This window comes from Antribacter sp. NEAU-D49 (genome assembly GCF_057158775.1).
Genome location: NZ_JBXTSN010000002.1, coordinates 261,123 through 284,563, shown reverse-complemented (window position 1 = coordinate 284,563; position 23,441 = coordinate 261,123). Strand labels below are relative to the sequence as shown.

19 protein-coding genes are annotated in these 23,441 nt (G+C 74.7%); 13 read left to right on the top strand and 6 right to left on the bottom strand.

The window, feature by feature from the left end:
* Positions 1-76: 76 nt before the first annotated feature.
* The gene (locus AC060K_RS03045; RefSeq protein ID WP_483763974.1) at positions 77-1,102 is read right to left on the bottom strand and encodes a 4-hydroxy-3-methylbut-2-enyl diphosphate reductase; all 1,026 of its coding nucleotides are present in this window, start codon (positions 1,100-1,102) and stop codon (positions 77-79) included.
* 62 nt (positions 1,103-1,164) lie between these two features.
* Here AC060K_RS03045 and xseA point away from each other — a divergent pair, with 62 nt between their 5' ends.
* The gene (gene xseA / locus AC060K_RS03040) at positions 1,165-2,421 is read left to right on the top strand and encodes an exodeoxyribonuclease VII large subunit (RefSeq protein WP_483763973.1); all 1,257 of its coding nucleotides are present in this window, start codon (positions 1,165-1,167) and stop codon (positions 2,419-2,421) included.
* 144 nt (positions 2,422-2,565) lie between these two features.
* A complete protein-coding gene (locus tag AC060K_RS03035) occupies positions 2,566-2,778 on the top strand; it encodes a CsbD family protein (protein ID WP_483763972.1) in 213 nt (70 codons plus the stop codon).
* Between the two features lie 53 nt (positions 2,779-2,831).
* On the opposite strand, the gene AC060K_RS03030 is transcribed toward AC060K_RS03035, so the two are convergent.
* The gene (locus AC060K_RS03030; RefSeq protein ID WP_483763971.1) at positions 2,832-4,451 is read right to left on the bottom strand and encodes an ATP-binding cassette domain-containing protein; all 1,620 of its coding nucleotides are present in this window, start codon (positions 4,449-4,451) and stop codon (positions 2,832-2,834) included.
* A 126-nt stretch (positions 4,452-4,577) separates the two neighbouring features.
* Between AC060K_RS03030 and AC060K_RS03025 the strand changes: the two genes are divergently transcribed.
* The 9 genes from AC060K_RS03025 to AC060K_RS02985 all read left to right on the top strand — a co-directional run bounded on the left by AC060K_RS03025 (position 4,578) and on the right by AC060K_RS02985 (position 16,675).
* Complete coding sequence (locus AC060K_RS03025; protein WP_483763970.1) at positions 4,578-4,817, top strand: exodeoxyribonuclease VII small subunit; 240 nt, start codon at positions 4,578-4,580, stop codon at positions 4,815-4,817.
* The gene (locus AC060K_RS03020) at positions 4,814-5,731 is read left to right on the top strand and encodes a carbohydrate kinase family protein (protein ID WP_483763969.1); all 918 of its coding nucleotides are present in this window, start codon (positions 4,814-4,816) and stop codon (positions 5,729-5,731) included. Before AC060K_RS03025 ends, AC060K_RS03020 begins: the two co-directional genes overlap by 4 nt.
* Positions 5,728-6,396 (top strand): carbonic anhydrase, encoded by a 669-nt coding sequence (locus AC060K_RS03015; RefSeq protein ID WP_483763968.1) that lies wholly within the window; start codon positions 5,728-5,730, stop codon positions 6,394-6,396. The genes AC060K_RS03020 and AC060K_RS03015 overlap by 4 nt, the downstream gene beginning before the upstream one ends.
* A gap of 59 nt (positions 6,397-6,455) precedes the next feature.
* Entirely contained in the window at positions 6,456-7,895 is a 1,440-nt protein-coding gene (locus tag AC060K_RS03010) for a class II fumarate hydratase (RefSeq protein WP_483763967.1), read from the top strand.
* A 240-nt stretch (positions 7,896-8,135) separates the two neighbouring features.
* Entirely contained in the window at positions 8,136-11,489 is a 3,354-nt protein-coding gene (locus tag AC060K_RS03005; protein ID WP_483763966.1) for an FtsX-like permease family protein, read from the top strand.
* Positions 11,486-14,182, top strand: coding sequence for an FtsX-like permease family protein (locus AC060K_RS03000; RefSeq protein WP_483763965.1), 2,697 nt, complete (start codon positions 11,486-11,488; stop codon positions 14,180-14,182). The genes AC060K_RS03005 and AC060K_RS03000 overlap by 4 nt, the downstream gene beginning before the upstream one ends.
* 37 nt (positions 14,183-14,219) lie before the next feature.
* Positions 14,220-15,152 (top strand): ABC transporter ATP-binding protein, encoded by a 933-nt coding sequence (locus AC060K_RS02995; RefSeq protein ID WP_483763964.1) that lies wholly within the window; start codon positions 14,220-14,222, stop codon positions 15,150-15,152.
* Positions 15,152-15,862, top strand: coding sequence for an ABC transporter ATP-binding protein (locus AC060K_RS02990; protein ID WP_483763963.1), 711 nt, complete (start codon positions 15,152-15,154; stop codon positions 15,860-15,862). The genes AC060K_RS02995 and AC060K_RS02990 overlap by 1 nt, the downstream gene beginning before the upstream one ends.
* A gap of 60 nt (positions 15,863-15,922) precedes the next feature.
* A complete protein-coding gene (locus AC060K_RS02985) occupies positions 15,923-16,675 on the top strand; it encodes a GOLPH3/VPS74 family protein (RefSeq protein ID WP_483763962.1) in 753 nt (250 codons plus the stop codon).
* 87 nt (positions 16,676-16,762) lie between these two features.
* Here AC060K_RS02985 and phoH2 read toward each other — a convergent pair whose 3' ends face one another.
* On the bottom strand, positions 16,763-18,022 hold the full coding sequence (gene phoH2 / locus AC060K_RS02980) for an RNA 5'-3' helicase PhoH2 (protein ID WP_483764048.1): 1,260 nt from the start codon (positions 18,020-18,022) through the stop codon (positions 16,763-16,765).
* Positions 18,023-18,478: 456 nt separating this feature from the next.
* On the opposite strand from phoH2, the gene AC060K_RS02975 reads away from it, so the two are divergent.
* Positions 18,479-19,039: a DUF1697 domain-containing protein gene (locus tag AC060K_RS02975; protein ID WP_483763961.1), complete on the top strand. Its 561-nt coding sequence runs from the start codon at positions 18,479-18,481 to the stop codon at positions 19,037-19,039.
* Positions 19,040-19,154: 115 nt separating this feature from the next.
* Positions 19,155-20,483: a Na+/H+ antiporter NhaA gene (gene nhaA, locus AC060K_RS02970; RefSeq protein WP_483763960.1), complete on the top strand. Its 1,329-nt coding sequence runs from the start codon at positions 19,155-19,157 to the stop codon at positions 20,481-20,483.
* A gap of 23 nt (positions 20,484-20,506) precedes the next feature.
* Here the strand turns inward: nhaA and AC060K_RS02965 are convergent, their stop codons facing one another.
* Genes AC060K_RS02965 through AC060K_RS02955 form a run of 3 tightly spaced genes read right to left on the bottom strand, consistent with a single transcriptional unit; the run spans position 20,507 to position 23,438 of the window.
* A complete protein-coding gene (locus AC060K_RS02965; protein ID WP_483763959.1) occupies positions 20,507-21,694 on the bottom strand; it encodes an acetyl-CoA C-acetyltransferase in 1,188 nt (395 codons plus the stop codon).
* On the bottom strand, positions 21,694-22,773 hold the full coding sequence (locus AC060K_RS02960; RefSeq protein WP_483763958.1) for an alpha/beta fold hydrolase: 1,080 nt from the start codon (positions 22,771-22,773) through the stop codon (positions 21,694-21,696). Before AC060K_RS02960 ends, AC060K_RS02965 begins: the two co-directional genes overlap by 1 nt.
* On the bottom strand, positions 22,770-23,438 hold the full coding sequence (locus AC060K_RS02955; protein WP_483763957.1) for a CoA transferase subunit B: 669 nt from the start codon (positions 23,436-23,438) through the stop codon (positions 22,770-22,772). The genes AC060K_RS02960 and AC060K_RS02955 overlap by 4 nt, the downstream gene beginning before the upstream one ends.
* Between the last annotated feature and the right edge of the window lie 3 nt (positions 23,439-23,441).

Below are 23,441 nucleotides of genomic sequence, written 5' to 3'. Positions count from 1 at the left end.
CCTCCGTCGAAGGACGCGGAAGGCCGCCCCCACCCACCGGCAGGGACGGCCCTCATACAGTCGATCTCGATGAACCTCAGGCGAGCGGAAGCTCCTTGCGCTTCTCGCGACGCGGGCGCGGGTCCACCTCGCCGGCGGCCTTGAGCGCGGGGCGCAGCTCGCGCGGCAGGGAGAACATGAGGTCCTCGGTGGCGGTGCGCACCTCCTGCACGTCGGCGAAGCCGTGCTCGGCGAGCCGCGCGATGACGTCGTTGACGAGGATCTCGGGCACGGAGGCGCCGGAGGTGACACCCACCGTCGTCGCGCCCTCGAACCACTCGTCCTGCATCTCGGTGGCACGGTCCACGCGGTAGGAGGAGCGGGCGCCCGACTGGAGCGCCACCTCCACGAGGCGCACCGAGTTGGAGGAGTTGGCCGAGCCCACGACAATCACGACGTCGCACTCGGGGGCCAGCTTCTTCACCGCGACCTGGCGGTTCTGCGTGGCGTAGCAGATGTCGTCGCTGGGCGGGTCCTGCAGGGACGGGAACTTCTCGCGGAGGCGGCGAACCGTCTCCATGGTCTCGTCCACCGACAGGGTGGTCTGCGAGATCCACACCACCTTGGCGGGGTCGCGGACCACGACCTTGTCCACCTCGTCCGGCGAGTTCACGATCTGCACGTGGTCGGGAGCCTCGCCCGCGGTGCCCTCGACCTCCTCGTGACCGGTGTGGCCGATCAGCAGGATGTCGTAGTCGTCGTCGGCGAACCGGACGGCCTCCTTGTGGACCTTGGTCACGAGGGGGCACGTGGCGTCGATGGTGTCGAGCTTCCGCACTGCGGCGGCGGCCCGGACGGCCGGCGACACGCCGTGCGCCGAGAACACGAGGCGGGCGCCCTCAGGCACCTCGTCGGTCTCGTTGACGAAGATAGCGCCACGGTCGCGGAGGGTCTCGACGACGTGCTTGTTGTGCACGATCTCCTTCCGCACGTACACCGGCGCGCCGTAGTGCTCCAGCGCCTTCTCGACGGCGACCACAGCGCGGTCGACACCCGCGCAGTAGCCGCGGGGCGCGGCGAGGAGCACGCGCTTGGTGAGGGTGGGCGAGGCGGTGACAGTCACGCCGCCAGTCTAGGCGAGCGGTGAGGAGGCCTTGTGTGGGTGGCGTGGGGCAGGCTTGGAGCGTGACAGACCAGCCCACCACCCCGCTGCCGCTCCCGGAGAAGGCCCTCGACACCACGCCGTCGCGCCCCTGGCCGGTGCGCGTCCTCTCGGAGAAGATCCGCGGCTACATCGACCGCATGCCGCCCGTGTGGGTCGAGGGGCAGGTGGTGCAGTTCAACCACCGGCCGGGCAGCGGGCAGCAGTACCTGACGCTGCGCGACACGGACCTCGACGTGTCCCTGCCGGTCACGATCTTCAGCCGCATCCTGGCGATGCTCCCGGTGGCCCCGAGCGAGGGCGACCATGTCGTCATCCACGCCAAGCCCACGTTCTGGACCAAGCGCGGCACCCTCCAGCTGCAGGCCAGCGAGCTCCGCGCCGTCGGCGTGGGTGAGCTCCTGGCCCGCATCGACCAGCTCCGTCGCGTCCTGGCCGCCGAGGGCCTCTTCGACCCCGAGCGCAAGCGCCCGCTGCCCTTCCTGCCGGCCGTCGTGGGCCTGGTGTGCGGCCGGGAGTCCAAGGCGGAGCACGACGTGGTGGTCAACGCCCGTGCCCGCTGGCCCCAGGTCCGGTTCGAGACCAGGGAGGTCGCCGTCCAGGGCGTGAACGCCGTGCGGGAGGTGAGCAACGCGATCGCCGAGCTCGACGCCCGGCCCGAGGTCGAGGTGATCGTCGTCGCACGGGGTGGCGGCTCGGTCGAGGACCTCCTGCCGTTCAGCAACGAGGCGCTCGTCCGGGCCGCGGCGGCCTGCCGCACGCCGCTCGTCAGCGCGATCGGGCACGAGACGGACGCCCCGCTCCTCGACCTCGTCGCCGACTACCGCGCTTCCACGCCCACGGACGCCGCCAAGCGGATCGTCCCGGACGTGTCCGAGGAGCGGTCCCGCGTCGTCCAGGCCCGCACGCGGATGCGAGGTGCCGTCGCGGCGCTCCTGGACCGTGAGCAGCGCGGCCTGGACGGGATGCGGTCCCGCCCGGTCCTTGCGGCGCCGGAGGTCATGGTCGACTGGCGCGAGCAGGACGTCACGCAGGCCGTGGGCCACGCCCGCCACACGCTGAACGCCCTCCTCCTGCGGGCGGCGGGCGAGATCGGCCGCCTCGGCGCGCAGGTCCGCGCCCTCTCTCCCGCGTCCACGCTGGAGCGCGGCTACGCCGTCGTCCAGCGTGCTGACGGCCACGTGGTCCGCTCGCCCGACGACGTCGTGGTCGGCTCAGGAGTGCACGTCCGGCTCGCGCAGGGCTCGCTCGAGGCGGAGGTCACCGCCGCGAACGCCTGACGGCGCCGCGTACGCCTGACGCCGTCGCGTGCGCCTGGCGCCGTCGCGTGCGCCCACGGGTGCGAGCGGCGGCGGCCGGTGCCACGGTGGAGACGTCCGAGGGGCGCCGCGACGAGGCGCCGTGCAACGACCCGAGGAGGAGCCATGGGCATGGGCGACAAGATGAAGCACCAGGCCGAGGAGGCCAAGGGCAAGGCCAAGGAGGCCTTCGGCAACGCCACGAACAACGAGGACATGCAGGCCGAGGGGCGCGGCGAGCAGGCCGGGGCAGAGGCCAAGCAGGCCGGTGACCGCCTCAAGGACGCGATGGACGACACGAAGGACTCGATCCGGGACATCGCGGACAAGGACCGCTGACCCGACCGATCACACGGCCTCAGCAGCCGGTGACCGGGGTGGGCCGGGCGCGTTCAGCGCTCCCGGTCCACCCGTCGCTCGTCCCAGACGGGCTCGGCTGTCTCGCGCACCACACCGTCCGACCCGAACACGAGGTACCTGTCGAACGACCGGGCGAACCACCGGTCGTGGGTGACTGCGAGAACCGTGCCGTCGAACGCCTCGAGGCCCTCCTGGAGCGCCTCCGCGGACTCGAGGTCCAGGTTGTCGGTGGGCTCGTCGAGGAGCAGCGCGGTGCAGCCCGAGAGCTCGAGCTGGAGGATCTGGAACCGCGCCTGCTGCCCGCCGGACAGGCGGTCGAACGGCCGCTCGGCTGCCCCGACCAGCTCGTACCGTCGCAGCGACGACATGGCGGGGCCCATCTGGAGGGAGTGGTCCTCCCAGAGGATCGACAGGAGCGTGCGCCCCACGAGCTCGGGGTGGGCGTGCGTCTGCGCGAAGTGGCCGGGCACCACGCGAGCGCCCAGCTTCCACGTCCCGGTGTGCGCCACGTCGCCCCCGGCGAGGAGCCGCAGGAAGTGGGACTTGCCCGACCCGTTGGACCCGAGCACGGCGACCCGCTCGCCGTAGAAGACCTCGAGGTCGAACGGCTTCATCAGCCCGGTGAGCTCGAGCCCCGCACACGTGACGGCGCGCAGTCCCGTGCGCCCGCCCCGCAGGCGCATCGTGATGTCCTGCTCGCGCGGCGGCTCGGGCGGCGGCCCGGCCTCCTCGAACTTCGCCAGGCGCGTCTGGGCCGCCCGGTAGCGTGACGCCATCTCGTGGCTCACCGCGGCGGCCTGCCGTAGCGTGACCACGAGCTTCTTGAGCTGCGCGTGCTTCTCGTCCCAGCGTCGGCGCAGCTCCTCGAACCGGGCGAAGCGCTCCTGGCGGGCCTCGTGGAAGGTGGCGAAGCCCCCGCCGTGCACCCAGGCGTCGGCCCCGGCGGGGCCGGGCTCGAGCGACACGATCCGGTCGGCGGCGCTGGCCAGCAGCTCGCGGTCGTGCGACACGAACAGGACGGTCTTGCGCGTCTCCCGGATCCGGGCCTCGAGCCACCGCTTGCCGGGCACGTCGAGGTAGTTGTCGGGCTCGTCGAGGAGGAGGACCTCGTCGGTGCCGCGGAGCAGCGCCTCGAGGACGAGCCGCTTCTGCTCGCCGCCGGACATGGTGCGGACCTCGCGGAACTGCGCGCGGTCGTAGGGCACGCCCATCGCGGCCATGGTGCACACGTCCCAGAGCGTCTCGGCCTCGTAGCCGCGCACCTCGGCCCAGTCGGCGAGCGCCTGCGCGTACGCCATCTGGACGTCCTCGTCGTCCGACTCGAGCATGGCCTGCTCCGCGGCGTCGACGGCGCGGGCCGCGTCCCGGATCTGCGGGGTCGCGACGGAGACGAGCAGGTCACGGACGGTGGAGGCGTCGCGTACGGACCCGACGAACTGGGGCATGACCCCGAGCCCGCCCGACACGGTGACGGTGCCGCCGTGCGGCTTCAGCTCGCCGGTGACGATCCGCAGGAGCGTGGTCTTGCCGGCACCGTTCGGCCCGACGAGCGCTGTGGCGCTGCCCTCACCGACCCGGAAGGAGACGTCCCCGAGGAGCGTCCGGCCGTCGGGGAGCTGGTACTCCACGTGCGCGACTTCGAGATGGCCCATGGGTCACCATGGTCCGGCCTCGCACGCCCAGGTCCAAACGCATTGTCGCAGGGCGCGACGTGCGGTGCTGTACAGCCTGTGGACGAGTCGCCACGGATGTGGGCGGCGTGTTGTTGACTGTTCCTCGTGAGCACCGACCTCGACTTCACCGACGTGGCATCCCTCTCCTACGAGCAGGCGCGTGACGAGCTGGTCCGCGTCGTCGGACGGCTGGAGGCGGGCGGCGAGCCCCTGGAGGCGTCGCTGGCCCTCTGGGAGCGCGGCGAGGCCCTCGCGGCCCGCTGCCAGGAATGGCTCGACGGCGCGCGCGAGCGCCTCGCCGCGGCGCAGGCCGCCTCGTCCGGTACCCCGGGCGACGCCGCGTGAGCGGCCACGTCCTCGCCGTGGGCGAGGCGCTGGTCGACGAGGTGCACCGCCCGGACGGCACGTCGGCCGAGCACCCGGGCGGCAGCATCGCGAACGTCGCGCTGACTCTCGGCCGGCTGGGCCGGGACGTGCGGCTGGCGACCTGGACGGGGCCCGACGCGCGGGGTGACCTGGTGCGGGGCTGGCTCGCCGAGTCCGGGGTCACGGTCGTGGCGGGCAGCGACCGCGCGGACCGCACGAGCGTCGCCGTCGCCACGCTGGACGCGCAGGGCGCGGCCACCTACGACTTCGACCTCACCTGGCGGGTGCCCGACGACGCCGCGGCCTCCGAGGGCACGCTCGCGGTGCACACCGGCTCCATCGCCGCCGTGCTGGAGCCGGGGGCGTCCCAGGTGCGCGCCCTGCTGGAGGCCGCGCGCACCACCGCCACCGTGACGTACGACCCGAACGCCCGCCCCGCGATCATGGGCGACGCGGACACCGCCCGACCTCTGATCGAGGCTCTGGTGGGCCTGGCGGACGTGGTGAAGGTCAGCGACGAGGACCTCGCCTGGCTCTACCCGGGTCAGGACCCGCGCGACGTCGCCCGCACGTGGCGGAGCGGGGGTCCGGCCCTCGTGGTGGTCACCCTGGGCGGCGCAGGAGCCGTCGCGGTGACCGCCGGCGGCGAGGTCGAGGTCGCGGCCCCGAAGGTCGAGGTCGTCGACACCGTGGGCGCGGGCGACTCGTTCATGGGCGCCCTGCTCGACGGCCTCTGGGACGCCGGCCTGCTGGGTGCCGCACGCCGCGCGGAGCTGCGCGCGATCGGTACCGACGTGACCACCTCGGTCCTGGAACGGTGCGTCGCCGTCGCGGCGATCACGGTGTCCCGGGCCGGGGCCAACCCCCCACGACGAGAGGAGCTCGCACGATGACCGCCACGCAGGAGAGGGTCCCGCTGACGCCCCAGGAGGCCTGGGCGCGGCTCCGGGCAGGCAACGCCCGGTTTGTCGCGGGCGAGCCGGCGCACCCCTCGCAGAGCGCCGACCGGCGGCGTGAGCTGCAGGCGGCCCAGTACCCGCACACGGTGATCTTCGGCTGCTCCGACTCGCGGGTCGCGGCGGAGATCATCTTCGACCAGGGCCTCGGCGACGTCTTCGTGGTCCGCACCGCCGGGCACGTGCTCGACACGACCGTGATCGGCTCGATCGAGTACGGCGTGGACGTGCTGGGCGCGTCGCTCGTGGTGGTCCTCGGCCACGACTCGTGCGGCGCAGTCGCGGCGGCGGCGCACACCCTGGCCACGGGCGAGCAGCCGAACGGCTTCGTGCGCGCGATCGTGGACCGCGTCATCCCCTCGATCGTCAACATCACGGCCGGTGATCCCGGGATCGACATCCGGGCGCTGTCCGACCCGGACATCCTGCGCCGCCAGCACGTGGTGCACACGGTCGGCATGCTGCACGGCTACTCCGCGGGCCTCGCCCAGGCCGTGGCGGAGGGCCGGTGCGCCGTGGTGGGCGTCGAGTACGACCTCGCCGAGGGCAGCGCCCGCCTCGTGGACGTGGTCGGAGACGTGGGTGAGCAGCCGGCGGAGTGACCCCTCGGCGTGACACGGTTCACGATGGGCGGTCCCGCGCGGTGCGGCACGATAGTTCCATGACTGCAGACACCGTCGTCCCGTCCGGCGTGCCCGGCGCCGACCCCACCGAGTACCGCATCGAGCACGACACGATGGGTGAGGTGCGGGTCCCCGCGCACGCGCTCTACCGTGCCCAGACGCAGCGGGCCGTGGAGAACTTCCCCATCTCGGGCACACCGCTGGAGCGTGGCCACATCGAAGCGCTCGCCCGCATCAAGAAGGCCGCGGCCCAGGCCAACGCCGAGCTGGGCGTCCTCGACCAGGCGATCGCCGACGCGATCGTCGCAGCCGCCGACGAGGTGGCGACCGGGGCGTACGACGCGCACTTCCCGGTGGACGTGTACCAGACGGGCTCCGGCACGTCGTCGAACATGAACACCAACGAGGTGCTCGCCACCCTGGCCACGCGCTCCCTCGGCCAGGACGTGCACCCGAACGACCACGTGAACGCCTCCCAGTCGTCCAACGACGTGTTCCCCACGTCGGTCCACGTCGCGGCGACGTCGGGCGTCATCAAGGACCTGGTGCCCGCCCTCGAGCACCTCGCCGGCGCGCTGCAGGCCAAGGCCGACGAGTACGCGACGGTGGTGAAGTCGGGTCGCACGCACCTCATGGACGCCACCCCGGTGACCCTGGGCCAGGAGTTCGGCGGCTACGCGGCGGCGATCCGCTACGGCGTCGAGCGCCTCCAGGCGGCACTCCCCCGCGCCGCGGAGGTGCCGCTGGGCGGTACCGCGGTGGGCACGGGCATCAACACGCCGGCCGGCTTCCCGCAGCGGGTCATCGCCCTGCTCGCCGAGGACACGGGCCTGCCGCTCACCGAGGCGCGGGACCACTTCGAGGCGCAGTCCTCGCGTGACGGTCTCGTCGAGCTGTCCGGCGCGCTGCGCACCATCGCCGTGTCGCTGACCAAGATCTGCAACGACCTGCGCTGGATGGGCTCCGGCCCCAACACCGGCCTCGGGGAGATCTTCATCCCCGACCTGCAGCCGGGCTCGTCGATCATGCCGGGCAAGGTCAACCCGGTGGTCCCGGAGGCCGTGCTCATGGTCTGCGCGCGCGTCATCGGCAACGACGCCACGGTGGCATGGGCCGGGGCGTCGGGCTCGTTCGAGCTCAACGTGCAGATCCCGGTGATCGCTCAGGGGGTCCTGGAGTCGATCCGCCTCCTCGCCAACGCGAGCCGCGTGCTCGCAGACAAGACGGTCGTGGGCATCACCGCGAACGTGGAGCGTGCCCGCGCGCTCGCGGAGTCGTCGCCGTCGATCGTCACGCCGCTCAACCGGGTGATCGGCTACGAGGCCGCCGCGAAGGTCGCGAAGCACTCCGTCAAGGCGGGCGTCACCGTGCGCCAGGCCGTCGTCGACCTGGGCTTCGTGGAGCGCGGCGAGGTCACCGAGGAGCAGCTCGACACCGCCCTGGACGTCCTGTCGATGACGCGTCCGCCCCAGGCCTGACGCCTCGCCCGCGTGCCCGCGGAGTCCGCGGGCACGCGGGCCGGCACCTGCCGGCCACCGTCCGGCACCCGCCGGCCACCGTCCGTCGCTCACCGTCCCGCGCGTCCGGGCGAGAGGTCGGTCACGTCTCCATAACGACATCGGTTTCCTCATGGAAACGCTCCCACTCGTATAGGTAGCGTCGGCCGGGCACGGCCACCGGGGACCGCCCGGGAGCCGTCCCGACCTCCGAGGAGACCCGTGGCCTGGCTGCCCCGTGTGCTCGGCCGCCGCGCTGCCGCCCAGCTCGGCGTCCTCACCGCCGTGACCGCGCTGACGCTCGTGACCTGCTCCCTGCTCGGGTCGTTCGCCCTGCTCCTCACCACAGCGCAGGACCACGCGCTCGGCGCGGCGCTCGACGACGCCCGGCCCGACGACGTCGCCCTGGTCGCCGACCTGCGCCTCGGCGGGCCGATGGGCACCGGGGACGCGACCCGAGCAGCCGTCGGAGCGGCGACCGGCGCCCTCGCCACCCTGGCCGGGGACGCGCCGCTCACCACGACGGCGTGGCTGTCGTCGGGGCTGATGCAGTCCAGCGAGGCCCGGAACGAGCCGGCCACCTACCTCGCGGCCGTGCCCGACCCGGCACTCGTCCGCGTCGTCGAGGGCACGGTCCCGGCGCAGGACGCGCCGCTGCTGCCTCCGGCGCCGGACGGCGCCGACGTGGTCCCGGTGGCCGTGCCCGCCTCCGCGGCGGAGGCCCTGGGCTGGGCCGTCGGAGACCGGCTGACTCTGGCCGGCATGAACGACAGCGGCCGGGTCACCGTCGAGGTGACCGGCGTCTACGAGCTCACCGGCCCTCGCTCGGCCTGGCGCACCGACCTCCTGGAGGGCGCGAGCCACGACCCGGCGTTCCCGCTCCCCGAGTCCTTCGGCTTCGCGACCATCCCGGTGTGGGGCCCGCTGCTCACCCCGCAGGCTCCCCTGCTGGACGGCGTCGTCCCGACCGCCGAGGCGCGCGTCACGGCCCGTCCGGACCTCGCCGGCCTGACGGCGGCCGGGTCTGCCGCGATGCGCGACCGGCTCGTCGACGGCCAGGCGGTCCTCCAGAGCGCCACCGACCGCCAGACCAGGACCTCGGTGCTGTCCACCCGCCTGGACGACACGCTGGAGGGCGTCGCCGCCCGGCTGGCGGCGACACAGACCGGCGTCCTCGTGGCGGGACTGGCGCTGGCGGTCGTGGGCGGCGCGGCGTTGCTGCTGTCGGCCCGGCTGCTGTCCGAGCAGCGCACGGCCGGCCTCGCCCTGATGGCCGCACGAGGCACTTCGCACGGGCAGCTTCTCGCGCTCGCCGCGCTCGAGGCCGCGGTCGTCGCCGCAGCCGCCGCCCTCGCCGCCCCCTGGCTCGCGGCCCTGCTCGTCCGGGCGACGTCCGCGGTCCTCGCCCCGCCGGGCGCCACAGCCCTGCCGGTCACCGACGCCCTGAGCACCCCCGCGCTGTGGTGGACCTGCACCACGGGAGCCGTGCTCCTCGCGGCGCTGCTGGTGGTGCCCGTGCTCCGCCCCGACGACGCCGACTCCGACGCTCCGACGACCCGGCCCGGCCGTGCCGACGCCGTCCGGGCGGTCCTCGCCCGGTCCGGCGGCACCGTCGCCCTCCTCCTCGTCGCCGGGGTGGCGGCCTGGCAGCTCGACCGGTACCGGACGCCGTCGGGCGCCGCGGGTCCGGACCCGGTGCTCGTCGCCGCACCCGCCCTCCTGCTGCTGGCCTGCGCGCTGCTCGTGGTGCGGGCGCTGCCCGTGCTCGCGCGCGCGACGGACGCCCTCGCGGCCCGCTCCCGTCGCCTCGTCGCCCCGCTCGCCGCCTGGGAGACCGGGCGGCGTCCGGACCGGGCTGCGGGCACCGTGCTGCTGGTGACGCTGGCGGTCGCCAGCGGCACGTTCGCCCAGGTCACGCTGGCGACGTGGCGTACCTCCCAGGTGGAGCAGGCGGCGCTGGCGGTGGGCACCGACGTGCGCCTGACCGACGTGCCGGGCTCCCCGCTCGACGCGGCGGCCCGGGTGGGCACGCTGACGCCCGACCGGCCGGGGACTCTCCAGCCCGTGACGGACCGCTCCGTGACGTTCGGCGGCGCCGACGGCGACAGCGAGAGCCGCAGCGCACGGCTGCTCGCCGTCGACGACGCCTCGGTGCTGCGCGGGCGCGTCGAGCCGGGCGCGGGCCTGTCCGGGGCGCAGACGTGGGACGACGTCGTCGGGCACCTCGGGCCGGTCACCGGCCCCGCACCCGGCCTGGCGCTCCCGGGCAGCGCCTCGATGCTGTCCGCGCTCGTCACCACCTCCGCGGACGCGCCCCTGACCGGCACCGTCGTCGTGAGCGTCGTGCTGGAGGACGAGCAGGGCGTCCGCAGCCAGCATCCCTTGGCGACGCTCCCCCTCAACGGGACCGCAGCCGGCCAGGCGGCGCTGCGCGACGCCTCCGCCGACGACACCCCGGGCACCCCCGTCCGGGTGGTCGGCCTGCTGGTCACGACGTTCCCCGGCGACGACCTGCCGGACGGCTGGGAGCTCGCGGGCTCCGCCGACCTGCGGCTGACCCTCTCGAACCTGACCGCGACCGACCCGGCCGGCACCACGACCCCCGTCCCCCTCGACGGCTCGTGGACAGCGCTCTCGCGCCCGCAGCCGGGCGGGTCCCCCGGCACGCAGGTCCTCGGAGCCGGCAGGCAGCTGCCGGGTGAGGCAACCGTGTCAGCCGGCGCCCTCACGCTGGAGCAGCGCGTCGACCTCCTCGACTTCTCGTTCGAGGGCGAAGGTCTCGTGGCCGCACCGGGCCCCCTCGTCCCGGGCCGCCTCCCCGCGGTCGTCACCGCGGACCTGGCCTCGTCGGCAGGACTGGCCCCGGGCGACACCGTGCGGCTCGGCGGTGCGACGCCGTTCCTCCTGGAGGTGACGGGAGTCGTGGAGCACCTGCCCGGCGGTGCGGGACCCGGCGTCCTCGTCCGGCGCGACGCGCTGCAGGCCGCCGAGCTCGCGGCCGTCGCCCCCGCACACGGACCCGAGGCCTGGTGGGGCACCGTGCCCGACGACGCCGTGCCCGCGCTGACGGCCGCCGCGGCCGCGGTCGGCGAGCTGCGCTCCCTGTCCGCCGAGCGCACGGCGCTGCTCGACGGACCCGACCGGGTGGGACTCCAGGCCGCCCTCTGGATCCTCTCAGCAGCCGCTCTGCTCCTGGCCGGGGCCGGCGTGGCGACGAGCGTCGCGGCGGGGCTCCGCCTCCGTCGGCTGGAGCTCGCACGGCTGCAGGCTCTCGGCGTCCCGCGCGCCACGCTGGTGCGAGCCGTCCTCACGGAGCACGGGCTGCTCGCCGCCGTGGGCCTGGCCGGAGGCGCCACGGTCGGCGCGCTCGTGGCGGCGCTGCTCGCGACCGCGCTCGCCGTCGGGCCGGACGGCCGGGTGCCCGTACCCGACCCCGTCCTGCACGTCCCGTGGGCCCACCTGGCCGCTCTCGGCGGCGCGGCGCTCCTGGTCGTCACGCTCGCCGTGACGACGACGGCGCGCAGCCAGGTGCGCCAGGCGTCCGCCGACCTGCTGCGACTGGGAGCCGACCGATGACCGCGACCGCCCGCGCCCTCCGCGCGACGTTCCAAGGCCTGCCCGTCGCGGCGCACCGCGCCCGGCGGCACGCGGGCTTCGTCACGGCGTACGGAGCCCTCACCGCCGTGGTGGCGCTCGGCGCCCTGGCGACCCCCCTCGCTCTCACCCGCGCGGCGGACGACGGCCTGCGCACGGTCGTGTCCGACGCCGGCCCCGGCGCGGACGTCGTGGTCCGGTACGTGGGACGGGAGGACACCAGCCTCCGGCACCCCGGCGAGCTCGCCCAGAGCCTCACCCGGGCGGCGGACGACGGCCTCCCCCGCTCCCTCCGTGCCGCCACGCAGGACCCCGTGACCGTGCTGCGTACCTCCGGGCTGCCGACGCTCGCACCCGACGGCGACTTCTCCGTCCGGCTCGTCCACGCCCCGCAGGGCGACGTCACCTGGGTCGCCGGAGAGGCCCCCGGCGCACCGGACGACATCACGCCGGGCGACGTACCGGCCGTCGAGGTGGGGCTCTCCGCGGCGACCGCCGAGGCCATGGGCGTCGGCGTGGGCGACGTGCTCGCCCTGTCGGGCGACATCGTCATGGCGCGGGTGACGGGCGTCTTCGAGGCCGTCGACCGGAACGACGTCGCGTGGACCGACGCGGCCGACCTGCTGACCCCCGGCCCCCTCCGCGAAGGCCAGTCGCTGCGGCCGGCGGCGGCCCTGCTGCCCGTCGAGTCGCTCGCCGCCGCCCTGCGGGTGTTCGCCTCCGGGTCGACGACGGTCCAGGTCCGCTTCCCCGTCGAGGGGGAGGCCCTCCACGCCGACGACCTCGCGACGCTGCGCCAGGTGCTCGCCCGGGTCGCCACGAACCCGGACGCCCTCGCGATCCCCACGGCGGCGCCGCCCGTGCTGGAGACCAGCCTGGACGACGTGCTCAGCACCTACGAGGCCCGCCTCGCCGTCGCCCGGGGCCAGGCCGCCGCGGTGCTGACCGGTCTCGCGGCGGCCGGCGGCCTGGTCCTCTTCCTCGCCGCGAGCCTGCTGGTGGCACGCCGCCGACAGGTGCTGGAGCTCGAGCGGGCGCGCGGCGCGTCGGTCGCGTCGGTGGCGCTGCGCGCGGCAGCCGAGTCGGTACCCGTCACGCTGGTCGCCGCCCTCGTCGCCGTCGCGGCGACGCTGCCCGGCGGCGGGCCGCCGTCCGGCATCGAGCTCCTGCCCGCCGTCGCGGTGCTCGCCGTGGCGGCGGGCGCCCCGGTGGCTCTCGCCGCCCAGGTCGCCGCGTCGTCGTGGGCAGGACGTCGCGTGGCCGCCAACCGCCGGGACCGCGAGCGCGACGCGCGCGTGCGGCGCACCTGGCGCGCGTCGGCCGAGGGGGCGGTCGTCGCGCTCGCTGCGGCGGCGGTCGCGGCCGCCCTGGTCCGTGGCGTGGTGCCCGACGGCGACCTGCTCGTCGCCGCCGCGCCCATCCTGCTGGCGGGTGCGTGCACGGTGGTGGTGCTGCGGGTCGTGCCCCTGCTGCTCGGCACCCTGGCGGGGGCGGCCTCCCGGGGCCGCGGGCTGGTGCCGCTCGTCGCCGCCTCCCGGGCGGCGGGCGGGAGGTCCCGTGGCGCCGCCGGGGCGAGCGCGGCGGCCCCCGTCCTGGCCCTCACGATCACGGCGGCGCTCACCGTCTCGTGCGCGGCGGCCGCGACGACCGTCCGGTACGCGCAGGAGGAGGCGGCGGACGTCGTCGTCGGCGCGGCTGCCCGGGTCGACGGGCCGGACGAGGACCTCTCGGCGCTCGCCCTCGCGGCGCGTCCCGGCGTGACGACGGCCTCGGGCGCGGTCCTCCCTCGGCGCACGTTCGCGCAGGGCAGCGGGATCAAGGTCACGGTGCTGGCCGTCGACGCCGCGGCCTTCCCGCAGCTGGCCGCGCTGGCCGACGCCGGACCGGTCGCCCCCGGCGGCCCCGTCCCCGCCCTGCTCGACCCCGGCCTCGCGCGGACCGCCGCCCTGGTTGAGCCGGACGTCTGGGCGCTCGACTCGACGGTCCCGCTCACCCCCGTGGGCGTGGTAGACCTGGTCCGCACCGGCCCCTACCCGGACGTCACCGGCCCGCCCACGGCACCGGTGGTCGTGGTCGACAGGACGGCGCTGGCCGGGTCGCTCGGCATCTCGCCCGGCGAGCTGCCGGTGGACGTCGTCTGGCTCGACGGGCCCGGGACGCAGGCCGCGGTCGACGAGGTGAGGGCAGCCGGGGCGTCGTCGGGCACCGTGACGACGCGCGACGAGCGCGCCACGGCGCTGCGCACCGACCCGCTCGCCGTGGGCCTCGTCGCGCTCTACCTGCTGGCGGCGGGCCTGCTGACCGCCCTCGGCGTCGCGGCCGTGGCGCTGACTGTGCTCGCCACCGCGCCCGAGCGGACCCGGGTGCTCTCAGTGCTGCGCACGCTCGGTACCCCCCGGGCTGCGGGCCGGGCCCTCGCAGCGGCCGAGCTCGCCCCCGTGCTGGCGGCGGCGGTGGCCGCGGGCCTGGCCTCGGGGGTGCTCGTCGCGGTGCTGCTGACCTCCGCGCAGGGGCTGGGGTCGCTCGCGGGCGGCGGCGAACCCGGCCTGCGCGTCCCGTGGTGGCCGTTCGCGCTCGTGGTGGGTGCGACCGCAGCCGCCCTGGCCGCCGCAGTGGTGGCGGAGGCGCGCTCGCGCCGCCACGTCCGGATCGGGGACGTGCTGCGCACATGGTGATTCGAATCCACAGGTGGGGCCGGACGAGGAGGCGGACGTGAGCGGGACGGCGACAGAGACGACCAGGACCGAGCCGGGCCGGGCAGAGGGTGTGTTCGGCGACGGTGCGCTCGTGGTGTGCGACAGCCTGGTGCGCATCTACCAGTCGGACGGGATCGAGGTGCAGGCGCTGCAGGGCCTCGACCTGCTCGTCGAGGAGGGCGAGCTGGTCGCCGTCGTCGGGGCCTCGGGCTCGGGCAAGTCGACGCTGCTGGGCATCCTGTCGGGCCTCGACGTGCCGACGGCGGGCCGGGTACGGGTGGGCCCGTGGGACCTGGCCGCCATGACGCGTGCCCAGCGGGTGACCTACCGGCGGCAGTCGGTGGGCTTCGTCTGGCAGCAGACCGCACGGAACCTCGTCCCGTACCTCACGGCCGAGCAGAACGTCGACTTCCCGCAGTCGGTGGCGGGGGTTCCCCGGCGGGAGCGCGCCGCCCGCACCACGGAGCTCCTGGAGGTGCTGGGGGTCGGCGACTGCGCGCACCGGCGGCCCGGGCAGCTCTCGGGCGGGCAGCAGCAACGCGTCGCCATCGCGGTGGCCCTGGCGAACAGCCCGGCGCTGCTCCTGGCGGACGAGCCCACGGGCGAGCTCGACACGACCACGTCGGCCGAGGTGCTTGGGGCGCTGCGGTCGGTCAACACCGAGCTCGGCACCACGGTGCTGGTGGTCACGCACGACCCCGGGGTGAGCGAGCACGTGCGCCGCACCGTCGCGATCCGCGACGGGCGCACCAGCTCGGAGGTGCTGCGCAGCACCCGTACGCACGACGACGGCACGGAGCACACCGTGGCCGAGGAGTTCGCGGTGCTCGACCGCGCCGGCCGGGTCCAGCTCCCGCGCGAGTACCGCGAGGCGCTGGACCTGGTGGGGCGCGTGCGCCTCGCGCTCGAGGAGCACCAGGTGACGGTCCGGTCCGGGAGGGAGAGCTGATGACGACGTCGGAGCCGCTGGTGCGGGTGAGGGACGTGCGCCGCACGTACGGGCGCGGGCACGCCGCGGTGCGTGCGCTCGAAGGGGTGTCGTTCGAGGTGCGGCCCGGTGAGCTCGTGGCCGTCGTGGGACGGTCGGGCTCGGGCAAGACGACCATGCTCAACATCGTGGGCGGTCTCGACCGGCCCGACGAGGGCAGCGTCCACGTCGCGGGGCGGGAGGTGTCGTCGCTCGACGAGCGCGGGCTCGACACGCTGCGCCGCGACGTGGTCGCGTTCGTGTTCCAGTCGTTCGGCCTGGTGCCGACGCTGTCGGCCGCAGAGAACGTGGGCGTCCCGCTGCGGCTGCGCGGCACGCCGGTGGCCGAGCGCGAGGCCCGGGTGCGGCTCCTGCTCGACCTGGTCGGGCTCGGCGGACACGCCGACCAGCGCCCCGGCGAGCTGTCGGGCGGGCAGCAGCAGCGGGTGGCGATCGCCCGGGCGCTGGCCACCTCGCCCCAGCTGCTGATCGCCGACGAGCCCACGGGCCAGCTCGACTCCGAGACAGGGCTCGCGGTGATGGCGCTGCTGCGCGGTGTGGTCGAGGCCGAGGGCATGACGGCCCTGGTCGCGACCCATGACCCCACGTTCATGGCCCTGGCCGACCGGGTGCTGCGCCTGGAGGACGGCCGGCTGCACGAGGACGCTCTGGCCGGCCCGGGCCGCGGGTGAGCCGTTCCCGCGGGACGGACAAGTTACTCCTGTCTCCCTTGCCGGATATACGATCCCGCCATGCTGATTGCTGAAGACCTCCTGCTCCTGTCCGTCGACGACGAGACGGGCAAGACCGCCAGCGTCGACAACCTCGGCGTCCGCCTCGCCGGGGCCCTCCTCGCCGACCTCGCCGCCGCGAACCGCACCCTCGTCAAGGGCGGGCCCGAGGCCGGCGCCACGAAGGAGGAGCGCAAGAAGGCTCTCGACGCCTACATCCGCGTCACCAACAACGACCCCACCGGCCACGTGGCGCTCGACGCCGCGCTCCAGGCCGTCCTGGCCACGGAGGGCAAGGCGCAGGCCGTCGTCGAGGCCATCGCCAAGGACGCGGAGGAGAACCTCCTCGCGGGCCTGGCCGAGCGCGGCATCCTGGAGAAGAAGGAGAGCAAGCTCTTCGCGATGCTCCCCGTCACGCGCTGGCCGGCCGCCGACTCGGCCCACGAGACCGAGCTGCGCGCCACGCTCCGCAGCGTCCTCGTGGACGGCGCCGAGCCCGACGAGCGCACGGCGACGCTGATCTCCCTGCTGCACGGCTCCGGCCTCGTGGCCGGGGTGGTCGGCAAGGAGAACCGCAAGGCCGCCGAGGACCGCGCCGAGGAGATCGCGGGCAGCGACTTCGGCTTCGCCACCGTCGCCACCCAGGTGGCCATCGCGGCGACCGTCGCGACCGTCGCCGTCGTCGGCGCGGGCGTGGCCGCTGCCCTGCTGCTCGCGGCCGCCAAGGAGGGCGAGGAGGCCCCGGCCCCCGCCGAGGCCGCCCCGACCGCCTGACCCTCCCGTCCGGCGGGCCTCGCCCATCGGACCCGGCCCGACGCCGGTGGCACGCCTGGTGAGGCGCGCCACCGGCGTCAGCCGTTCTCAGACCTCCAGCGACTCCAGCATCTCGGTGACGAGCGCCGCCACGGGCGAGCGCTCGGACCGCGTCAGGGTCACGTGGGCGAACAGCGGGTGCCCCTTGAGGGCCTCGATGACGGCCGCGACGCCGTCGTGCCGGCCCACCCGCAGGTTGTCGCGCTGCGCCACGTCGTGGGTGAGTACCACCCGCGAGCTCTGCCCGATGCGGGACAGGACCGTGAGCAGCACGTTGCGCTCCAGCGACTGCGCCTCGTCCACGATCACGAACGCGTCGTGGAGCGAGCGCCCGCGGATGTGGGTCAGGGGCAGCACCTCGAGCATGTCGCGGGCGATGACCTCCTCCACGACCTCCTTCGAGACGAGCGCCTCCAGGGTGTCGAACACGGCCTGCGCCCAGGGGTTCATCTTCTCGGACTCGTTGCCGGGCAGGTAGCCGAGCTCCTGACCGCCCACCGCGTACAGGGGGCGGAACACCACGACCTTGCGGTGCTTGCCGCGCTCCATCACGGCCTCGAGCCCGGCGCACAGCGCGAGCGCCGACTTGCCGGTCCCGGCCCGGCCGCCGAGGGAGACGATGCCGATCTCCTCGTCGAGCAGGAGGTCGATCGCGATGCGCTGCTCGGCCGACCGCCCGTGCACCCCGAACACGTCCTGGTCGCCCCGGACGAGCCGCACCCGCTTGTCGGCGGTCACGCGGCCCAGCGCCGACCCGCGCGGCGAGTGCACCACCAGCCCCGTGTGGCACACGAGCGGCCCGGTGGCCTCGACCACCGCGGGGTCGAGCGACGCGAGCTCGAGCGAGTCCTCCTCCCAGAGGGCCGCCATCTGCTCGTCGGCGATGTCGATCTCGCGCATCCCCGTCCAGCCCGAGTCCACCGCGAGCTCGGCCCGGTACTCCTCGGCCGCGAGCCCCACGGCCGAGGCCTTGACGCGCATCGGCAGGTCCTTGGACACCACTGTCACCACGGCCCCCTCGGCCGCCAGGTTGGCGGCCACGGAGAGGATCCTCGTGTCGTTGTCGCCCAGCCGGAACCCGGCCGGCAGCACCGTCGGGTCGATGTGGTTCAGCTCCACGCGGAGGGTGCCGCCCGCGTCACCGACCGGCACCGGCGCGTCGAGCCTCCCGTGCTTGACGCGCAGGTCGTCGAGCAGCCGCAGCGCGCTGCGGGCGAAGTACCCCAGCTCGGCGTGGTGCCGCTTGGCCTCGAGCTCCGTGATCACCACCACGGGCAGCACGACGTCGTGCTCGGCGAAGCGGAACATGGCGCGGGGGTCGCTCAGCAGGACAGAGGTGTCGATGACGAAGGTCCGCCTGTCGCCGTCCGCGCCACCGGGCTCGGCGGTCGCGGTCACGGGCGTGGGGCTGGTTGCGAAAGAGACCACAGCAGGACTCCCTCCGACGCCTCAGCGTCGAACGTGGGGCGGGCGACCGGTCCCGGGCACAGCCACGTGCCGCAGAGCCGGGGCCGGCCCTCCTGCACGGAGCAGATACTCCAAGGTTGGCCTCCCGTAGGACGACTGGGTGTCGCCCCTGCTCGCGAAACTACGCGCGCACCCGGATCATTGCCAGACCTCGACACCGGCGCGTCGCAGATGTCACCAACTGTTCACATGTTGGTAACACCTTGACCAAATACCCAAGAACGGGTCAAGTCAACTGGTGATAACGGTTCGACGGCGGTCGTGCGCGGCGTCCCCTGCCTGCGGCAGGATGAAAACATGAGTGCCTTCGTCGTACTGCTCCGCGGGGTCAACCTCGGCCCCCACCGGCGCGTCCCCGCCGCCGACCTGCGCGGCGCCGCGCAGGACGCCGGCCTCGCCGACGTCCGCACGCTGCTCACCAGCGGCAACCTCGTGGTCACGCCGGGCACGTCGGGAGCCACGGCGCCCGACGACGTCGCTCGCCTCGTGCACGACGGCCTCACCACCCGCCTGGGCCTGGATGTGCCGGCGGTCGCCCTCTCCGCGGCACGCCTCGCTGCGGTCGTCCGGGAGAACCCGTTCCCGGCCGCGGCCCGGGACGACCCGTCCCACCTCCAGGCGCACGTGCCGTTCGGGCCGGTGGACGAGGCCGGCATGGCCCGGCTCGACCTGCGCCACCCCGGCCGCGAGCGGATCGCCGTCGCGGAGAACGTGGTCTACGTGCACTACGCCGACGGGATCGGCACGTCGCGCCTCACGGCGGACGTGCTCGACAAGGCCGCCGGGACCATGCTGACCGGCCGCAACTGGAACACGGTGACCCGCCTCCTGGAGATGACCCGCGACCTCGAGGGCTGACGCGCCGGAAGGGGGCACCGCCCCGGTAGACTGCTCCCAGGTGTGCCGGGAAGTCTGGTCGGCGTCGCGGCGTGGACCCTTCACGCCGCTGCTTCGCTCTCGGACTGGAGACCACGTGGCCTCGTCGCACACCCCTCAGCCCTCCGCCCACCCCACGCTCGACGCGGTGAAGCGCGCCCGGCGCCGCACCCGCACGTGGGTGACGCGTGAGACCACCGGCGGAGCGCTCCTCATCGGCGCCGCCGTGATCGCGCTGGTATGGGCCAACTCGCCGTGGTGGGAGAGCTACCAGGCGCTGTCGCAGACCGTGGTGGGCCCGGCCTACCTCGGCTCGTGGCACGTCCACCTCGACCTGCCGCTCACCGCCTGGGCGGCCGACGGCCTCCTCGCCATCTTCTTCTTCGTGGTAGGCCTCGAGCTCAAGCACGAGTTCGTGGCCGGGTCGCTGCGGAGCCCCAGGCAGGCAGGCGTGCCCATGCTCGCCGCCGTGGGTGGCATGGCGCTGCCCGCCGCGATCTACGTCGCGGTGCTGCTCGGCCTCGGGGACCAGGGAGCCATGCACGGCTGGGCGATCCCGACCGCCACCGACATCGCGTTCGCCCTCGCGGTGCTCGCAGTGTTCGGCAAGGGCCTGCCGGTCGCGATCCGCACCTTCCTGCTGACCCTGGCCGTGGTCGACGACCTGCTGGCGATCGTCGTCATCGCGATCTTCTACACGAGCGAGATCCACTGGCTGCCGCTCGGTGCGGCGCTCGTGGGTGTCGCCCTGTTCGCCTGGCTGGTCCGCCGCCGCCGCAACCTCTGGTACGTGCTGGTCCCCGTCGCGCTGGTGACCTGGGCGCTCATGCACGCATCGGGCATCCACGCCACGATCGCCGGTGTTCTCCTCGGCTTCGTCGTGCCCGCCACCGCGATCTGGGGCGAGGACGACACGCGCGTGCACCGGATGGAGTTCGACCTGCGGCCGGTGTCCAGCGGCCTCGCCCTGCCGATCTTCGCCTTCTTCGCCGCCGGTGTGTCGCTGACCGAGGGCGGCGGGCTCGGCGCGGTCCTCGGCCAGCCGGTCGTGATCGCGATCGCCGTCGCGCTGATCCTCGGCAAGCTCGTGGGCGTGCTCGGCGCCACCTGGCTGCTCACGCGCCTCACGCCGCTGCGGCTCCCGGACGGCCTCGGCGTGCGCGACCTCCTGCCGGTCGGCTTCCTCGCCGGGATCGGGTTCACGGTGTCGCTGCTCATCGCCGAGCTCTCGTTCGAGCACGGCTCCGAGCACACGGCCGGGGCCAAGGCCGCGATCCTGGGCGCCTCGGTGCTGGCCGCCGTGCTCGGCGCGGTCACGCTGCGCTGGGACGCCCGGACAGCCCGGAGCGAGGACATGAACCTCGACGGCGTGGCCGACTCCGTGCTGGTGCGGATCGGCGACGAGAAGGACCGCGAGGAGCACTAGGCTCCTCGCGGCCTTCGGGAGACCTACGCCTCCAGCAGGAGCGCCTCGCCCTGCCCGCCGCCGCCGCACAGCGCGACGGCGGCACGGCCCCCGCCCCGCCGGGCCAGCTCGTGGACGGCGTGCACGGCGATCCGCGCGCCGGACGCCCCCACCGGGTGGCCCAGCGCGATCCCGCCGCCGTGCACGTTCACGCGGTCCAGCGGAACGCCGAGGGCGCGCGCCGACACGGCCACGACCACCGCGAAGGCCTCGTTGATCTCGACGAGGTCCAGGTCGGCCACGGTCCAGCCCTCGCGGTCCAGCGCGGCCTCGACGGCCCGGGCGGGCTGCGAGTGCAGCGACGTGTCGGGCCCGGCCACCTGGCCCGCGGACCGCACCGTGGCCAGCACCGGCACGCCCGCCGCCTCGGCCCGCCCGCGCGTGGTCAGCACCAGCGCGGCCGCGCCGTCGGAGATCTGCGACGCGTTGCCCGCCGTTACGGTCCCGTCCTTCGCGAACGCCGGCCGCAGGCGGGCGAGGGTCTCCACGCTGGTGTCGGGCCGCACGCCCTCGTCGGTGGCGACCACGACGGGCTCGCCGCGGCGCTGCGGCACCGACACGGGCGCGAGCTCGGCGTCGAACGCGCCGTCGGCCCAGGCCTTCGCGGCGCGCTGGTGCGACTCCGCGGCGATCGCGTCCTGCTCCTCGCGCGACACGAACACCTCGCCGGTGTTGTGGCCCTCGGTGGAGACCCCCATGGACACGCTGTCGAACGCGTCCGTCAGGGCGTCGTGGGCGGTGGCGTCGAGCATCGTGGCTGATCCGTAGCCCAGGCCGCCCCGCGCCCCCGGCAGGAGGTGGGGAGCGTTGGTCATCGACTCCTGGCCGCCCACGAGCACGGCGCGCGCCTCGCCCGTGCGCAGCAGCCGGGCGCCGTCGATCACCGCGGTGAGCCCGGAGAGGCACACCTTGTTGATGGTGATCGCCGGGACGCTCCAGGGGATGCCGGCGCCGATCGCCGTCTGCCGCGCGGGGTTCTGCCCCGCACCGGCCTGGATCACCTGGCCGAAGATCACGGCGTCCACGTCGGCGGCGACGGGCCCCGCCACCTCCAGCGCCCTGCGCGCCGCGACCGACCCCAGCTCCGCGGCGGACAGCGCCGCCAGCGAGCCCTGCATGCGGCCCTGCGGCGTCCTCGCCGCGGAGACGACCACCACGTCGTCGGCACTCATCAGCTCTCCTCCGGTCCGGAGACCTCGTCCACGAGGCCTATCAGCATCGACACGAACTCCTCGCGAGCCTCCAGGTGGGGGCTGTGGCCCACACCGGGTAGCTCTACCTCACGGTACGACCCCCCGGCCGCCGCATAAAGATCCAGCACCGCACGGGTCTGCGCCACCATGGGCTGCGCCGGCGCGGCGTCGGCCCCTGGCCAGCCCGGGACCACGCCGAGGGCGCCGAGCTGCGCGAGGTCCAGCGCCGACGCGTCGGACACGATCGCGTCCACCGCCCCGTGCACCCACAGCACCGGCGCGGTCGCGCCGCTCCGCGCGAACCCCGAGACGTCGCAGTACTTCGGGGAGATCGCATTGTTCATCCCTCGCGTCCCGGGCGCCAGGAACGGCCAGGTGTCCGACGACGTCGTGTCGCCCGGGTAGAAGTCGTCGCCCGTCCGCGTGCTCAGCACGGAGTCGAGCAGGGCCTCCTCGTCGTCGCCGAGCGACGCCGGGTCGGCCACGTAGAAGCGGCGGAGCACGTCGCGCGGCGAGCCCGGGCCGTCCGACCGGTCGCCCGCGGCGATCGCCGCGACGAAGTCCGGGTTCGCGGTGCCGCCGCCCGACCCGGCGAAGTCAGGCGCGTTCGGGGTGCCGTCCGGACCGTGCGTGCCGCCGAACCCGAACGGCGACATCGGCGCCTCGAGCAGGATGCCGGCGAACAGGTCGGGGTGGTCCGTCGCCGCCTGCAGCACCACCGCCGCGCCGGCCGAGTGGGCGACGGCGACCAGCGGGCCGCCGTCGAGCGACGGGGCGAGGTGGCCCGTGAGCGCCTCGAGGTCGTCCGCGAAGTCACGGACGCCCCGGGTCGCGTCGATAGGCCGGGGCTCGGAGTCTCCGTACCCGCGCAGGTCGACGGCGACGCCCGCGACGTCGTCGGGCAGCGCGCGCAGGACCGGGTCCCAGAACGCCGACGACGAGCAGTTGCCGTGCACGAGCAGGACGGTGGCCCGCGGCGCGCCGTCGACGGTGACCCGGCGCACGTGCTCCTGCCCGCGGGACGTGGCGATCTCCGCGTGCTCGATCGCGCGGGTCACGCCGCACCGGCCCCGGGCGTGACGACCACGTCGCCGGGCACCACCAGGTCGGGCTCGGTCGCCGCCACCACGTCCTCGACCGAGACGCCCGGCGCGACCTCGCGGAGAACCAGGCCGTCCGGCGTCACATCGATCACCGCGAGGTCCGTGATGATGCGGTCCACGACGCCACGCCCGGTGAGCGGCAGCGAGCACTCGCGCAGGATCTTGGGCGAGCCGTCCTTCGCCGTGTGCTCCATGAGGACGATGACCAGCCCGGCGCCGTGCACCAGGTCCATCGCCCCGCCCGGTCCCTTGACCATCTTGCCGGGGATCATCCAGTTGGCCAGGTCACCGGAGGCCGACACCTGCATGCCGCCCAGCACCGCCGCGTCGATCTTGCCGCCGCGGATCATGCCGAACGACAGCGCCGAGTCGAAGAACGCCGCGCCCGGGAGCACGGTGACCGTCTCCTTGCCCGCGTTGATCAGGTCGGGGTCCACGGCGTCCTCGGTGGGGTACGGGCCTACGCCGAGGATCCCGTTCTCCGACTGCAGCACCAGGTGCCGGTCGGCCGGCACGTAGTTCGGCACGAGCGTCGGCAGGCCGATGCCGAGGTTCACGTACCAGCCGTCCTGCAGCTCGCGCGCGGCGCGCGCGGCCATCTCCTGTCGCGTGAGCGTCATCGC

Excerpts from the sequence above, each read along its gene's own strand:
- AC060K_RS02975 (WP_483763961.1), top strand. The coding sequence starts at position 18,479 with ATGAGTGCCTTCGTCGTACTGCTCCGCGGGGTCAACCTCGGCCCCCAC.
- AC060K_RS03010 (WP_483763967.1), top strand. The coding sequence starts at position 6,456 with ATGACTGCAGACACCGTCGTCCCGTCCGGCGTGCCCGGCGCCGACCCC.
- AC060K_RS03000 (WP_483763965.1), top strand. The coding sequence starts at position 11,486 with ATGACCGCGACCGCCCGCGCCCTCCGCGCGACGTTCCAAGGCCTGCCC.
- AC060K_RS03035 (WP_483763972.1), top strand. The coding sequence starts at position 2,566 with ATGGGCATGGGCGACAAGATGAAGCACCAGGCCGAGGAGGCCAAGGGC.
- AC060K_RS02955 (WP_483763957.1), bottom strand. The coding sequence starts at position 23,438 with ATGACGCTCACGCGACAGGAGATGGCCGCGCGCGCCGCGCGCGAGCTG.
- AC060K_RS03030 (WP_483763971.1), bottom strand. The coding sequence starts at position 4,451 with ATGGGCCATCTCGAAGTCGCGCACGTGGAGTACCAGCTCCCCGACGGC.
- AC060K_RS02985 (WP_483763962.1), top strand. The coding sequence starts at position 15,923 with ATGCTGATTGCTGAAGACCTCCTGCTCCTGTCCGTCGACGACGAGACG.
- phoH2 (WP_483764048.1), bottom strand. The coding sequence starts at position 18,022 with ATGTTCCGCTTCGCCGAGCACGACGTCGTGCTGCCCGTGGTGGTGATC.
- AC060K_RS02990 (WP_483763963.1), top strand. The coding sequence starts at position 15,152 with ATGACGACGTCGGAGCCGCTGGTGCGGGTGAGGGACGTGCGCCGCACG.
- AC060K_RS02965 (WP_483763959.1), bottom strand. The coding sequence starts at position 21,694 with ATGAGTGCCGACGACGTGGTGGTCGTCTCCGCGGCGAGGACGCCGCAG.
- AC060K_RS03015 (WP_483763968.1), top strand. The coding sequence starts at position 5,728 with ATGACCGCCACGCAGGAGAGGGTCCCGCTGACGCCCCAGGAGGCCTGG.